The 14,869-nt window shown below is 58.2% G+C and carries 14 protein-coding genes; 8 read left to right on the top strand and 6 right to left on the bottom strand.

All coding sequences use genetic code 11. The features are described from left to right. Nucleotides 1-42 precede the first annotated feature (42 nt). The 4 genes from FJU08_RS09675 to FJU08_RS09690 all read right to left on the bottom strand — a co-directional run bounded on the left by FJU08_RS09675 (nt 43) and on the right by FJU08_RS09690 (nt 4,280). Nucleotides 43-1,317, bottom strand: a complete 1,275-nt coding sequence (locus tag FJU08_RS09675) for an ABC transporter substrate-binding protein (protein WP_141148797.1) — start codon at nt 1,315-1,317, stop codon at nt 43-45. Nucleotides 1,318-1,351: 34 nt separating this feature from the next. Further along, nucleotides 1,352-2,464, bottom strand: coding sequence for an ABC transporter ATP-binding protein (locus FJU08_RS09680; protein WP_141148798.1), 1,113 nt, complete (start codon nt 2,462-2,464; stop codon nt 1,352-1,354). 5 nt (nt 2,465-2,469) lie between these two features. Beyond that, nucleotides 2,470-3,300 (bottom strand): carbohydrate ABC transporter permease, encoded by an 831-nt coding sequence (locus tag FJU08_RS09685; RefSeq protein WP_407943701.1) that lies wholly within the window; start codon nt 3,298-3,300, stop codon nt 2,470-2,472. Nucleotides 3,301-3,383: 83 nt separating this feature from the next. Continuing rightward, nucleotides 3,384-4,280, bottom strand: coding sequence for a carbohydrate ABC transporter permease (locus FJU08_RS09690; protein ID WP_141148799.1), 897 nt, complete (start codon nt 4,278-4,280; stop codon nt 3,384-3,386). 173 nt (nt 4,281-4,453) lie between these two features. Between FJU08_RS09690 and FJU08_RS09695 the strand changes: the two genes are divergently transcribed. Both FJU08_RS09695 and FJU08_RS09700 read left to right on the top strand, forming a co-directional pair. Beyond that, nucleotides 4,454-4,957 carry a hypothetical protein gene (locus tag FJU08_RS09695; protein ID WP_141148800.1) on the top strand — a complete coding sequence of 168 codons (504 nt, stop codon included), beginning with the start codon at nt 4,454-4,456 and terminating at the stop codon, nt 4,955-4,957. A gap of 177 nt (nt 4,958-5,134) precedes the next feature. After that, nucleotides 5,135-6,052: an AraC family transcriptional regulator gene (locus FJU08_RS09700; protein WP_141148801.1), complete on the top strand. Its 918-nt coding sequence runs from the start codon at nt 5,135-5,137 to the stop codon at nt 6,050-6,052. A gap of 61 nt (nt 6,053-6,113) precedes the next feature. Here FJU08_RS09700 and FJU08_RS09705 read toward each other — a convergent pair whose 3' ends face one another. Both FJU08_RS09705 and FJU08_RS09710 read right to left on the bottom strand, forming a co-directional pair. After that, on the bottom strand, nt 6,114-7,031 hold the full coding sequence (locus FJU08_RS09705; RefSeq protein ID WP_181409798.1) for a sugar kinase: 918 nt from the start codon (nt 7,029-7,031) through the stop codon (nt 6,114-6,116). Further along, the gene (locus tag FJU08_RS09710) at nt 7,028-7,729 is read right to left on the bottom strand and encodes a GntR family transcriptional regulator (RefSeq protein WP_141148802.1); all 702 of its coding nucleotides are present in this window, start codon (nt 7,727-7,729) and stop codon (nt 7,028-7,030) included. The genes FJU08_RS09705 and FJU08_RS09710 overlap by 4 nt, the downstream gene beginning before the upstream one ends. Nucleotides 7,730-7,834: 105 nt before the next feature. On the opposite strand from FJU08_RS09710, the gene uxaC reads away from it, so the two are divergent. The 6 genes from uxaC (at nt 7,835) to FJU08_RS09740 (ending at nt 14,742) form a co-directional block, all read left to right on the top strand. Then, complete coding sequence (gene uxaC / locus FJU08_RS09715) at nt 7,835-9,238, top strand: glucuronate isomerase (RefSeq protein ID WP_141148803.1); 1,404 nt, start codon at nt 7,835-7,837, stop codon at nt 9,236-9,238. Between the two features lie 29 nt (nt 9,239-9,267). Further along, nucleotides 9,268-10,260 carry a TRAP transporter substrate-binding protein gene (locus FJU08_RS09720; protein WP_141148804.1) on the top strand — a complete coding sequence of 331 codons (993 nt, stop codon included), beginning with the start codon at nt 9,268-9,270 and terminating at the stop codon, nt 10,258-10,260. Nucleotides 10,261-10,321: 61 nt separating this feature from the next. Next, nucleotides 10,322-10,846, top strand: a complete 525-nt coding sequence (locus tag FJU08_RS09725; RefSeq protein WP_235890644.1) for a TRAP transporter small permease — start codon at nt 10,322-10,324, stop codon at nt 10,844-10,846. A 4-nt stretch (nt 10,847-10,850) separates the two neighbouring features. After that, nucleotides 10,851-12,131 (top strand): TRAP transporter large permease, encoded by a 1,281-nt coding sequence (locus FJU08_RS09730; protein ID WP_141148805.1) that lies wholly within the window; start codon nt 10,851-10,853, stop codon nt 12,129-12,131. A gap of 121 nt (nt 12,132-12,252) precedes the next feature. Next, nucleotides 12,253-13,074: a 5-dehydro-4-deoxy-D-glucuronate isomerase gene (kduI, locus tag FJU08_RS09735; RefSeq protein ID WP_141148806.1), complete on the top strand. Its 822-nt coding sequence runs from the start codon at nt 12,253-12,255 to the stop codon at nt 13,072-13,074. Between the two features lie 210 nt (nt 13,075-13,284). Further along, nucleotides 13,285-14,742, top strand: a complete 1,458-nt coding sequence (locus FJU08_RS09740) for a mannitol dehydrogenase family protein (RefSeq protein ID WP_235890645.1) — start codon at nt 13,285-13,287, stop codon at nt 14,740-14,742. Nucleotides 14,743-14,869: the final 127 nt, after the last annotated feature.

A 14,869-nucleotide genomic window follows, 5' to 3' on the forward strand; every position in this document is an offset into this window, starting at 1 on the left:
GGGGCGGCAACAGCAAAGGCCGCCGCCCCTTCGTTGACGCTATCAGTTATTGATGCTGTCGAGGACGTCCTGAAGGTTATAGACGATTTCCTCGGCAGCCGTTTCGGAGTCGATCTGACCGTAGGCGAATTCTTCCATCACGTCGCCAAAGGCCTGAACGACCTGCGGGTGCTCATTGAGCGGCGAGATGGTCGGGCCGGTGGCATCCATGATGATCTGATGTGCTTCGATCTGTTCCGGTTCAATTTCGCCGGCAGCACTCAGCTGATCAAAAGCCTTCTTGGAGGCCGGAATACCGCGTGTGGTGCCCAGAATTTCAACGGCCTTTTCGTCGTTGAGCAGGCAGTTCACCACAGCAGCAGCATCCTTCGGGTTCTTCGAATTCTTCGAGATCGAGAACAACATGGAAGGCTTGCGATAGACACCGTCATTGGTGGCACCGTCAGCCAGCAGGATCTTGTGCGGCACCAGCTTCTGGCCTTCCTGCAGCGGATCGGAGATCTTGAAATAGACCGTATCCCACTGGAAGGTACCGGCAATGTGACCGTCAGCCCAGTTCGGGTTTTCGTTCAGAGCCAGGTTACCGGCAGCCGCGACGTCCGGCCACGGAATGATGACGCCTTCATCCTCGAACTTCTTGTAGAGGTCGAGCGCATCCTTGAAGTCTGCCTCGGTGTAAAGAAGTTCACCCGTACCGGCATCGATCATGGTCTTGCCGGTCTTCTGCGTGAGGTAGGCCATCATCAGAAGGCGGGCATCGAGACCGTCCTGGCCGGTTGCTTCATAAGGGAAATAGTTGTCGCCAAGCTTTTCCTTGAAGGCCGCGGCTGCGGTTTCCAGATCGCTCCAGCTTTCCGGCAGGGCCACACCGGCCTTGTCGAAAGTGGTCTGGTTGAACCAGGGCAGACGACCGGTGGTCGACAGCGGAATACCCTGCAGGTGACCATTGACGGTGGACGAAGCCAGATCGGCATCGGAATACTGCGACAGGTCGATGATGTCGGCGAAGTCGTTCAGATCGGCAAAGCCCTCGCCGGTCGGCGTGAACAGCGGCAGCCAGGGCCAGTTGATCTGCATGATGTCGGCTTCCGTGCCGCCAGCAAGCTGCGTGGTGATCTTTTCCTGATGGCCCGACCAGCCGGTGAATTCCGGCGCGATCGTGTCGCCAAGTTTCTCCCCGCAATATTTCAGCGCTTCCTGCGTCGCGACGTGGCGGCTGTCGCCACCCCACCATGACATGCGCAGATCTGCGGCATGGGCTGCGGAAAGGCTGGTTGCGGCCATCAAAGTGGCCAGTACAGTCATCTTCAGTTTCATAAAATCCTCCCTGAAAAGATGAACATTGCGATAATCAGGCCGACAGCGAGATATTCTCGCCCGAACGGCGGTGGAAAATGTGCATGGCGTCCTCGCGGGGCGCGATGCTGATCTGCTGGTCACGCAGATATTGCTGACGGAAACCGGTGGCAGGCACCACGACAGTGAAGCTCTGATCCTCGATCGTCAGATAGAGGAAGATTTCATGGCCCATGAACTCAACATGGGAGACGCGGCCGTTAAGGCAATTGTCTGCACCGGCTTCAACGACTTCGAAATGCTGCGGACGAAGGCCATAGGTGACCTCGGTCGGGGCATCCTTGTCGAGACGGGCAAGCGTCTTGTCATCAAGCTTCAGCGTCTGGGTGCCGATCTTGATCGTGCCGTCATTGCCAAGCGTGGCATCGCCGATATTCATTTCCGGCGAACCGATGAAGCCGGCGACAAAGGCGTTTGCGGGCTTCTGATACAGCGTGTAGGGGTCGGCTACCTGCATGATCCGGCCTTCCTTCATCACGCAGATGCGGTTGCCCATGGTCATGGCTTCCGTCTGGTCATGGGTGACATAGCAGACGGTGGAATGCATGCCTTCCGCGAGAAGCTGCTTGTGCAGATCGGTGATGCGCACACGCATCGAGGCACGAAGCTTGGCATCCAGGTTCGACAGCGGTTCGTCAAACAGGAAGACCTGCGGCTTCTTGATCAGCGCACGGCCAACGGCGACGCGCTGGGCCTGACCGCCGGAAAGCTGCTTGGGCAGACGTTCCAGATATTCCTCGATCTCGAGAATATGCGAGACATCTTCAGTCGCAGCCGCGATCTGATCCTTGGGCGCGTGCTTCAGACGCAGACCGAAGGAGAGATTGTTCTTCACCTTCATATGCGGATAAAGCGCGTAGTTCTGGAACACCATCGCGATACCGCGCTGGCCGGGTGCCTTGTCGTTGACGAGGTCTTCACCGATGCGGATTTCACCGCCGGAGATCCGCTCCAGGCCTGCGATCATACGCAGGGTGGTCGACTTGGCGCAGCCCGACGGGCCGACCAGCACCATGAATTCACCGTCCTGGATTTCAAGGTTGATGCCATGCACTGCCTTGAACTTGCCGTAGACTTTTTCGAGATTCTTAAGCTCAACTCTGGCCATGGTTGTTATCCTTTGACTCCGCCAGCGGAGATACCTTCGATGAAATACTTCTGTGCCATGAAGAACACGATGAGGGCGGGTGCGATCGCGAGCACGGACATGGACAGGATCTTGTTCCAGTCAAATGCTTCCGTCGTATCGATCGACAGTTTCAGCGCCAGCGAGACCGGGTATTTGTCGACCGATGACAGGTAGATCAACGGGCCGAGGAAGTCGTTCATGGTCCACATGAACTGGAACAGGCAGACCGAGATCAGTGCCGGTGTCAAAAGCGGCACGACGATATAGACCAGCGTCTGCCAGCTCGATGCACCATCCACACGGGCCGCTTCTTCCATATCGCGCGGAATGGCGCGCAGGAACTGAACCAGCATGAAGACGAAGAACGCATCACCAGCCAGCGCCGAGGGAACCCACAGCGGCAGGAAGGTGTCCAGCCAGCCGAATTCGCGGAACAGCAGATATTGCGGAATACGGGTGACGACGTTGGGCAGCAGCAGAATCGCAATCAGCGATGCAAACAGCGGGCGCTTGCCGGGGAATTCGAAACGGGCGAAGCCATAGGCCACAGCCGTTGCCGAAATCGCGGTTCCGATCATCTTCGGGATCAGGATCCAGAAGGTGTTCAGGAAGAACCGGCCGAACGTATAGGGCGTCGAGGTCTTCCAACCTTCGATATAGCCCGACAGCGTCGGATTTTTTGGCAAGAAGCCGGCACTGGAGAAGATCTCCGCATTGGTCTTGAACGATGCGCCCACCAGCCAGATCAGCGGATAGAGCATGATCAGACCGACTGCGAACAGAACGATATAGCGAATGATCGACGAGATCAGCATTTTACGCTGTTCCCGCTTGCGGGCCTCAATGGCCTCAAGATCGCGGGCGCTCATGGTTGATGACAAGGTTTGCTCGGTCATGATCAGCTCCTCTTGTCGCCGGCATAGTAGACCCAGTGACGCGACGACCAGAAGGCGACCAGCGTCAGGACCATGATGATGGCGAACATCACCCATGCAATGGCCGAGGCGTAGCCCATCTTGAAGTGCTTGAAGGCCTCGTCATAAATGTAGAGCGGCAGCAGATAGGTAGCCTTGAGCGGCCCGCCCTGGGTGATGATGTAAGGACCGTTGAATTCCTGGAACGCCTGAACCGTCTGCATGATCAGATTGAAGAAAATGACAGGCGTGATCAGCGGCAGGGTGATGAAGAAGAAGGTCCGCCATTTGCCGGCACCATCGATGGCCGCAGCTTCGTAAAGCGAATTGTCGACGCTCTGCAAGGCGGCCAGGAAGATGACCATTGCCGAGCCGAACTGCCACAGACGCAGAAGCGTGATGGTGAACAGCGCATTGGTGGGATCGCCGAACCAGTTGACCGGATCAAGGCCCAGGCCCATCAGCGCCATGTTGACGAGGCCTTCATGGCCCGCGCCCGACTGGAACAGATAGCGCCACAGAACCGCAATCGCGACCGAACCGCCGAGAATGGACGGAACATAGAAGGCCGTGCGGAAGAAGTTGATGAACTTCAGCTTGTAGTTCAGGATCACCGCGATGAAGAGGGCGAAGGCCAGCTTCAAAGGAACGGTACTGAACACGTAGATCAGCGTGACGTTCAACGACTTGGTGAAGGTACGGTCATGGGTGAAGAGCTTGATATAGTTCTTCAGTCCCACCCAGTGGGGCGCACTCATCAGACTGTAGTCGGTGAACGACAGCACGAAGGAAGCGATAAAGGGCACTGCCGTGAAAAGCAGAAGGCCTATGATGTACGGAGACAGATAAGCCAAGCCCATGAAACGATTTTCGCCGCTCATGACTTAGTTCCCATTTCTGCGGTCGCGCCAACTTTGTTTATTTGTGAGGTCGCGACCAGTTCGCCCGGCATCGTGATGGCCGTGTCAGGACCGATGAGGGCAGTGAGTGGATCGGATGCAACGAGCCTTGAGGGCCGATTGCAGGCGTGTGCCGATGCGGCGTCGAGAACCTGATGCAAGGGCTCTTCCGGCAGATGCACTGGCACGGGGAAAAAGGCAGCGCGGAAGCCGGCATCAGCATTCCGACCGCTCAAACCCGGATCACGGGTATTGGGTCCGGCAGCGCCGGGGGCAAAAGCCCCCGGATCGCGCCGGTTACTCAGTCCGACCGCGTCAACGGTCCTGCCAGCCGTCAGTACGGTGCACGCCGCGCCGGCGATATGCTTCGCCTTGACACGATCAACACCTGGGAGGATGGCCGCGGCGGCATAGCCGGCGCCGGTCGGGACTGCAGAGCACCGGGCATCCTTCTGGACGCGCGGCAGCGCTCTGGGAAAAACATGCGGAACCTGATCGCGGTTACGCGTAACACTTTGTGCGGGAGCGAAGCTTATGCCATAACGAAGGACGGGGCCACGAAGATGCCCGTCACGTGCCAGATCGCCCGAACGGAAAGCCATCCGCTGACAAGCGACGGCGCCAAAAACGGCGAAATTGACTGCTTCGATATGGTCTGAATTGTGCATGACACAATCAGGTCAACAGGGCGTTCTAAACCGATTTAAGGTTAACCTTTGCCACGCTGACCTCTTCCTCCCGATGAATATTTCACTCCTACACCGGTTTTCCGGTGTTCCTGAGGGTAATATCCTAGTTTATTACTGGAATGAAAATAGAGGGTTTGGGACAAAAGGATGGAGAAAATCGAAGGAGGTGTGCTGGATGGTATCGCTGTGAACGCGCTAAACCTCACACTTACGCGTTCGGCCATCAAAATGCTCCATACACAGACCTGGAAAACCGACAAGATCAACCAGGTTCACGACCTTGCCATCTGTCTGACCGGCTGTGCGGAATATACGATTGCCGGAGAGACTTTTAACATGCAACCCGGCCGGGCACTACTGATCCCTGCAGGCCAGCGTTTTGTCGGCAAATCCCTGTCCGAAGAGCTTTATACCGGGGTTGCCCAGCATTTCACCGCTGAAGTTTTCGGCAGAATGGATCTTTTCGACCAGATGGAATGCCGCATGTGGGCCGATCTTCCGCGCTGGGACATGATGGAACCGCTGGTGCGCCACTATCGCGAATCATCTCCGCTTTCCTCCACCACCTTCACCCAGCACCATCTCTTCATGGTGCTGCTGATCGAGTTTATCGAAGCCGCTTTCATTCGCTGGCGCCCGCAGCAGGATGTGTCGGTGAACAATCCTGACAGCCTGTCGCTGGCCGTCATGGTGGCCGCCAGCCAGATCGCCTCCGACCCGATCAGCGATGACACGGTAGAGCGCGTGCTCGATGGCATTCCCTATAATGAAGATTATTTCCGCCGTGAATTCCGCAAGCAGGTCGGTCTCACGCCACAGAAATATCACGAATTCAAACGTATGGAGCGTGCCATGGCGCTTCTCGCCAGCGGCCAGTCGGTCAAGCAGGCCTCCGCCTTTGTCGGCTATGGCGATTCCTATTATTTCTCACGCATGTTCAAGCGCTATATCGGCGTCAGTCCGGCCGGCTATAAAATGCTGCAGAAACGCCACCAGGAAGGCGGTTTCCCACGCGGTGAAGAAGACGGCATGACGCCATTCCCACTGCTCAGACCGAAGCTCTGACACGAAAAACCGGCCGGACATGACTGCCCGGCCGGTCTTGAATTCCCACACCTGCCACGTATCAGGCGACGGCATCTTCCACGAGCGCACCGCGTGCACCGATGACCCGCGCCGACAGTGCCGAGCCCCTGGCAAGGGCATCCACCAGCGAATGACCGGTCATCAGCGCCGAAATCATCCCGGCGTTGAAGCTGTCACCGGCCGCCGTCGTATCAACGACATTTTTCGACGGCGTTGGCGCGAAGGTAACCGGGCCTTCCACGCTGTCTTCGGCATAGATCGTCTCCGGCCCGTTCTTGACGATGACGGTATTGACGCCGATGGCGCGATAGCGGGCAATTGTTGCCTTCGGATCGGCATCGCCAAAGATCACACCATCCTCATCGAAAGAGGGCAGCACGATATCGCTGACGGCAGCCGATTGCATGATTGTCTCGGCCATGACCTCCTTGCTCGGCCACAGCCGGGCGCGCATGTTCGGATCAAAGGCAACAACCGTGCCCTCGGCCCGGGCTTCCGACAGGACATCGAGAAGGTTCTGGCGGTGCTCGGCATAGATGACGGCCATGGTGATGCCGGAAAACAGGATCATTCCCCTGCCCTTCACGGCAGCACGCAATGCATCCTTGTCTTCGGCCAGAAGCTTGGCAGCGGAAACATCGCGCCAATAGGAGAAGGAACGCTCGCCGTTTTTCAGCGCAATCATGTAGAGCCCGACCGTGCGATCGGCGATGCGGCGGATCGACGAGGTGCCGACGCCAGCCTTTTCCATGAAGGAAAGCATTTCGCCGGAAACGGCATCATTGCCAGCGCCACTGAAATAATCGACCGTGAAGTGATCCGGCAGAACCTTGGAGAGATACCAGGCGGAGTTGAATGTATCGCCGGCAAAGCCGCGATTGTAGGCGCCATCTTCGCGCGGCGCCATTTCGACCATGCATTCGCCGATGCAAAGAATGTTTTCGGGCAGTTTTTTCATTTTTCGTCCATTTCGAAAAAGGCAGGATGACTGAGATGGATCCGCTCGACGATCGTGCCGATCCTGGACAGGTGATCTCGCATCGCTTCTACAGCTGCAGTTCCGTTCCCCGCCTTGATCGCGCTCACGATGAATGCGTGTTCGTCAATGGCTGCCTGCGCACCGAAGGAAAGACTGAGATAACGCACCCGGTCCATATGCGCCTTATGGTCGCGGATCAATGACCAGGCATAACCATGGCCGGAAATTTCGCTGATGAGTTTGTGAAAATTGTCGTCCAGCTCATGAAAACGCAGCTTGTCACCGGCGGCCAGAGCCAGTTTCTGCTCCTCAAGCAATTGGTCAAGCGCCTCACCATCATCTGCGGATATCGCATCTGCCGCAGCCTGAACAGTAGCCATTTCCAGTGCGGTTCTGATAAAGTGGGCCTGCATGACCGCTTCTTCGGAAATATGGGTCACCAGCGTGGCGCGCTGCGGCCTGATCAGAAGAAAGCCCTGCTGTGACAGGCGATAAAAGGCGTCGCGCACCGGCTGGCGCGACACACCGAGCTGACGGGCGACCTCGACTTCGGACAGCTTCGCCCCCGGCGGCAGTTCGAGACCGACGACCTGGTTATAGAGGTGCTCGTAGACCAGATCAGTGACCGAAGGCAGACGCTGAGGTTCAAGCGAGCCAATTTTAAGTTTCTCGGCCATGCGACCTCCATTGACACTCAATGCATACTAACATATTAGTTTTCTGGTAAATTGCAATCGCGCTTTTTCAGCGTGAGACGAAAGCCCTTTAGGGGAGGCCAAAAAATGCTCGATAAAGACCGGCTTTTTCCGATCGAACCTGGCGCGCGAAACATCGCCCGCGCCCTCTACAATGAAATCGCAGACCTGCCGATCGTGTCGCCCCACGGGCACACCGATCCGCGCTGGTATGCCGAAAATCTTCCCTTTCCGGATCCGGCCAAGCTCTTTGTCGTACCCGACCATTATGTTTTCCGCATGCTCTGCTCGCAGGGCGTTGCCCTGACCGATCTTGGCGTTCCGCGCATTGACGGCGGACAGACGGAAACCGACAGCCGCAAGATCTGGCGCCTGTTTGCCGAAAACTTCTATCTGCTGCGCGGCACACCGAGCCGCGGCTGGCTTGAACATTCCTTCGAACATGTCTTTGGTCTCACGAAGCGCTTCGGCCCGGATACGGCCGACGAGTTTTATGACCATATCAGCGACTGCTTGCAACGGCCGGAATTTCTGCCGCGTGCCTTGTTTGAACGTTTCAACATTGAAGTGATCGCCACGACAGAAAGCCCGCTCGATGATCTGAAATGGCATCAGATGATCAATGATTCGGGCTGGACCGGCGGCAAGGTCGTCACAGCCTACCGTCCTGACCCGGTTGTCGACCCGGATTTCGAAGGCTTTGCCGAGAATATCGAGAAGTTCGGCGAAATGGCTGGCATCGATGCCACCAGCTTCGACAATTATCTCGAAGCCCACCGCATCCGCCGCGCCTTCTTCAAGCAGTATGGCGCCACCTCGACCGACCACGGCCATCCGACGGCGCGCACCGAAGATCTGCCGAAGGCAGAAGCTGCAGCGCTCTTTGACAAGGCACTGGCCGGTAAATGCACACCAGAGGAAGCTGACGCCTTCCGCGGCCACATGCTGACGGAAATGGCCCGCATGAGCATCGAGGACGGCCTCGTCCTGCAGATCCATCCGGGTTCAACCCGCAATCATTCCGATGAGGTCATGGCCCGTCACGGCCGCGACAAGGGCTTCGATATTCCGAGCCAGACCAATTATGTCACGGCGCTGCGTCCGCTTCTGAACGCTGTCGGCATGAACCCTGACCTCACCGTCATCCTGTTTACACTGGATGAAACCGCCTATTCGCGTGAACTTGCACCGCTGGCCGGCGCTTATCCGGCCTTGAGGCTCGGTCCCGCATGGTGGTTCCACGACAGCCCCGAAGGCATGCGCCGCTACCGTGAAATGGTCACGGAAACGGCCGGCTTCTACAACACGGTCGGCTTCAACGACGATACGCGGGCATTCTGCTCGATCCCCGCACGTCATGATGTCGCCCGCCGTGTCGACTGCGCTTTCCTGGCGACCCTGGTCGCCACGGGGCGTCTCGCTGAGGACGAGGCCCCGGAAGTCGCGCGCGACTTGACCTACAATTTGGTGAAGCGCGCTTACCGGCTGTAACAACAGCCATTTTCAAGCTGGAGGACAAAATGAGACGCTTGAAAGAACTGGGAGTGGGAATATCAATCGCAGCCGTCGCCATCGCGACGACTGCAGTTTCGGCGGGCGCAGCGGAGATGATGCTGCGCTCCTCCGATACACATCCGGCCGGTTATCCGACCGTGGTGGCAGTTCAGCATATGGGGGAACTGCTCGAACAATGCACCAGCGGCAAGATCGGGATCGAAGTCTATGACTCGGCCCAGCTTGGTGAGGAAAAGGATACAATCGAACAAACACGGTTCGGCGTTATCGACATGCTGCGCGTGAGCCTTGGGCCATTCAACGGCCTGATCGAGGAAACGCAGATCCCGTCCCTGCCCTATATCTTCCGCTCCACCGACCACATGCACAAGGTCATGGATGGCGAGATCGGCCAGGAAATCCTGGACGCCTTCCAGCCCTATGGCCTCGTCGGCCTGGCCTTTTATGATGGCGGTTCACGTTCCTTCTACAATCGCGAAAAGCCGATCACCTCGATCGACGATCTGAAGGGCATGAAATTCCGCGTCATGCAATCGGATATCTTCGTCGACATGGTCGATGCGCTCGGCGCAAACGCCACGCCAATGCCCTATGGCGAGGTCTATTCCTCGATCCAGACCGGCGTTATCGACGGTGCTGAAAACAACTGGCCCTCTTACGAGTCATCCAGCCATTATGATGTCGCGCCCTATTACACGCTCGACGAACACCTGATCGTTCCGGAAGTCCTCGTCATGTCGAAGACCACCTGGGACAAGCTGACGCCTGAGGATCAGGCCTGCGTCAAGGAGACCGCCAAGCAGTCGGTCGCCTATCAGCGCGAGCAGTGGCAGGCCCGTGAGGCTGAATCCGAAAAGGTCGTGGAAGCCGCAGGCGTTCAGGTCGTCACTGACATCGACAAGACCCCGTTCATCGCGGCGATGCAGCCGATCTACGACAAATATGTCACCAGCGACAAGCTGAAGGACATGGTCGCTCGTATTCAGGCTACCCAGTAATCCCGACGGACGCGGCAGTTCACCTGCCGCGTCCGCTCCTTTTGAGAGGGGAGTAAGCATCGTGCAAGAGACTATGAAATCGATTGCCAAGGGATTGGGCGTCCTGTCTACGATCGCGCTTTGGGGCGCTGCGATCGGGCTGGCACTCATGACAGCCTTCATCGCCTGGCAGGTCTTCGGACGTTACATTCTCAACAACACGCCGATCTGGACGGAACAGACCTCTGTCCTGCTGATGGGCTGGTTTATCTTCCTTGGTGCTGCCGTCGGCATCCGCCAGGGCTATCACTTGAGCTTCGACATTCTGCTGCATGTCATTCCGCGCAAGGTGAAGCTGGTCTTCTACACCATCTCCGACGTCTTCGTCATAGCTTTCGGCCTTGGCATGGTTGTCTATGGCTCACAGCTCGTTGCCGGCACATGGGGGGCAACCATGCCTTCGCTCGGCATTCCCGATGGGGTCGGTTATCTTTCCATCGTCGCCGGTGGCGGCCTGACCGTGCTGTTCTCGCTGGAGCGCATCGCGCGCCGCGCCTGTGGCCTGCCGACGGCCCGCTTCGGCGAAACCGATCTGTTCGAGGATTAAGCCCATGGAACTCCTCGTCCTTTTCGGAACTTTCGCCGTGCTGCTTTTGATCGGCACGCCGGTGGCCTTTTGCCTCGGGATCTCGTCCTTTGCGACGATCCTCTATCTTGGCCTGCCGCCGCTCGTGGTCTTCCAGCGCCTCAATTCCGGCGTTTCGGTCTTCGCGCTGATGGCCATTCCCTTCTTCATCTATGCCGGCGAAATCATGGTTCGCGGCGGTATCGCCCGCAGGCTGGTAGCACTGGCAGGTGCGGTGGTCGGCCATTTCCGTGGCGGCCTCGGCCAGGTCAATATCGCCGCTTCCGTTCTGTTCGGTGGCATTTCCGGTTCGGCTGCTGCCGATGCCTCGGCCATTGGCGGCTTGATGGTGCCGCAGATGAAGGAACGCGGCTACGATCCCGACTATGCGGTCAACATCACGGTCACGGCGGCAATGATCGCCTTGATGCTGCCGCCGTCGCACAATCTGATCATCTATTCGATCGCCGGTGGCGGCCGCATTTCGATTGCCGACCTGTTCACCGCAGGCATCATTCCCGGCATCGTGCTGGCAATGTCACTGATGGTGGCGGCCTGGTTTGTCGCCACCAAGCGCGGCTACCCGACCGAAAAGTTCCCCGGCATGAAGATTGCCGGTGCGCTCTTCATCGATGCCATTCCTGGCCTGATCCTGATCGCGATCATCTTCGGCGGCGTACGTTCGGGCATTTTCACGGCCTCGGAAAGCTCCGATATTGCCGTTGTCTATGCGCTGGCCTGTACGCTGTTCCTCTACAAGACCATGGATTTCAAGGCCTTTGTCGAGGTAACGGTGGGCGCCGTCAAGACCACAGCCATGGTGCTGCTGGTAATCGGCTGCGCGGCCTGCTTCGGCTGGCTGATGGCCTATCTCAGGGTACCGGCCAATATCGTCCACTTCATGCAGACGGTATCCGACAATCCGATCATCATCATGCTCCTGATCAATGTGGCGCTGCTGATCCTCGGTACATTCATGGACATGTCACCGTTGATCGTGATCACCACGCCGATCTTCCTGCCGGTCGCCTCCGCCTTTGGCGTCGATCCGGTTCAGTTCGGTGTGATCATGATCCTCAATCTCGGCATCGGCCTGTGCACACCACCGGTTGGTTCAGTGCTGTTTGTCGGCTGCGCCGTCGGCAAGATCCCGGTCTCGCAGGCTATCAGGACGATCTGGCCCTTCTATCTGGCGGCCGTCGTGACGCTGATGCTGGTGACATACATTCCGGCGCTGACGCTCTGGCTTCCGGCCCTGTTCCACTGAGGAATGGCGGCCGCGGCCAGGACGCCGCACCTCGCGAATTTCCCTCGCCTCTGGGCGGGGGGAGAAAACAAGAACCGGGGCATCCCACCCGGAACAAAGACCCGTTACCAAGGAGAAACTGATGCTGAATATCGAAATTCGCCATGCCATTGACCCCGTCACGGCCAGCACCTTCGGCACGGAGGAACTCCGCGATCACTTCCGGGTCAGCGACATATTCGTCGATGGCGAAATCAACCTTATCTACACCCATTATGACCGCATGATCGTCGGTGGCGCTGTCCCCGGCGATGCCGAACTCGAGCTTGACCATGTCGCCCCCTGCGGCACCGCGTCGATCCTTGATCGCCGCGAGATCACCATCGTCAATGTCGGCGGTCCCGGCAAGGTCGTGGCTGACGCCGAATATGACATGGTCAAGGGTGACATGCTTTATCTCGGCATGGGCGCCGGCAAGATCACCTTTTCCGGTGAAGGCCGCTTCTACATTCTCTCCGCCCCGGCCCATCAGACCTATCCCTCACGGCTGATCAAGATCGCCGAGGCCGCCAATGTGACGCTTGGTTCGAAAGAAACCTGCAACGAGCGCACCATCTACCAGTTCGTCCATCCTGACGTGATGAAATCCTGCCAGCTGGTGGTTGGCATGACCAAGCTTGCCGCCGGTTCGATCTGGAACACCATGCCCGCCCATGTCCATGACCGCCGCATGGAAGCTTATCTCTATGTCGATGTGCCGGAAGGTCAGCGCGTCTTCCACATGATGGGCGAACCCGACGAGACCCGCCATCTGGTGCTGAAGAACGAAGAGGGCGCGATCTCGCCGCCCTGGTCGATCCATGCCGGCGCGGGCACCGCGTCCTACACATTCATCTGGGCCATGGCCGGCGACAATATCGACTACAAGGACGTCGAAATGGTCTCGATGGAGACGCTGAAGTGATTTCTTTTGCGGTCCCCAAGCGCTGAAAGCCTGCCTGCGGACCGCGAAGCAAACGACACCGGCGGCAACCCCGCCGGCGCCATCCCCGGACGGCTTATGGCACCCTTTTCTGCCTGCTGCCCGTCGATAAACGCGACGCGCCATTTGCGAAATGACGATCTGCCGCATCAACAACAATAACTGAAATTCCCAATCTCTATGGAGGCTGGCTTGGCCGATAATATTCAGGATCTCCCCCGTCTGAAGCGCCCCGACGTGAAGCGTCCGGGCTCCGGGATCGTTCACCTGGGCCTGGGAGCGTTCTACCGCTCGCATGGCGCCATCTATTTTTATGAAGCAATGCAGAAGTCCGGTGGCGACTGGGGCATTGTCGGCGTCAACCTGATGACCCCGCCGAAGCAGCGCGAAATTTTCGAGCCGCAGGGCTTTGCCTATACCGCCGTATCGCTGGCGCCCGATGGCATCAAGCCGCAGGTCATACCGGTTCTGAACGACGTCATCGACGCACCGGATGATCCGGAAGTCGTGCTGTCGCTGATGGCCGATCCCAAGATCAAGATCGTCACCTCGACGGTCACCGAAAAGGGCTATTGCCATTTCCCCTCCACCGGCAAGCTCAACCGCGAACATCCCTTCATCATTGAAGACCTGAAGGACCCGAACAAGCCGAAATCGGCAATCGGCTACATTGTCCGTGCGCTCGACCGCCGCCGCAAGGCCGGCATCCGCCCCTTCACCATGATGAGCTCCGACAACCTGCCCAACAACGGCCACGTCGTTCACGCCGTCGTCGTCGAGCTGGCTGGCATGATCGATCCCGAACTGCAGGCCTGGATCGAGAAGGAAGTCACCTTCCCCTGCACCATGATCGACCGCATCGTTCCGGCCACCAAGCCGGAAGATATCGTCCGCGTTGCCGAACTGACCGGCGTTTATGATCCGGTCCCGGTCATGCATGAACCCTTCCGCCAGTGGGTTGTCGAAGACAAGTTCGTTGACGGTCAGCGCCCGGATATCGGCGCCGTCGGTGCCCAACTGGTCGAAGACGTCACCCCCTTCGAGCACATGAAACTGCGCTGCCTCAACGGCACGCATTCCTCGATTTCCTATCTTGGCTATCTGGCTGGCAAGGAAACCATCTTTGACACGGTCTCCGACCCGGTCTTTGCCGCCTATTGCAAGTTCCTGTGGGAAAAGGAAATCATTCCGGCCGTTGATGCCCCTCCCGGCGTCAGCCTCGAAGAGTATACGGCTGCCCTGTTCGAACGCTATTCCAACCCCTCGATCCGTCACCTGACCTGGCAGATTGCCATGGACGGCTCGCAGAAGCTGCCGCAGCGCATTCTCGAAACCGTTGCCGAAGATATCGCCGCAGGCCGGCCAATCCCGGGCCTGACGCTCGCGGTTGCGGCATGGATGCGCTATGTCGGCGGCGTTGATGAAAAGGGCAACCCGATCGACGTTCGCGACCCGCTGGCCGAGAAGTTCAAGGCCCTGTCGGATGCAGGCGCTACGCCGCGCGCGAAAGTCGAAGCCCTGGTTGGCGTCTCCGACGTCTTCCCCAAGGCGCTGCAGGACAACAAGGCCTTTGTCGAAGGTCTGGTTGCCGCCTATGAGGGCCTCGTCACCAAGGGCGCCCGCGCCATGGCTGAAGAAGTCGTCAAGTAAATTTGACGCAGGAAGCCGCCTTGCGAAGGCATTGGCGGCTCCCTCTACCGACAAGATAAACATGCCGGTTTGCTGCGCCTCCCCCTGATGCGTCAATGAACCGGATAGGAAGAAAATCGCTTCCAAA

It is taken from the genome of Martelella alba (genome assembly GCF_006516955.1).
In the GTDB taxonomy this organism is placed as follows: Bacteria; Pseudomonadota; Alphaproteobacteria; order Rhizobiales; family Rhizobiaceae; genus Martelella; species Martelella alba.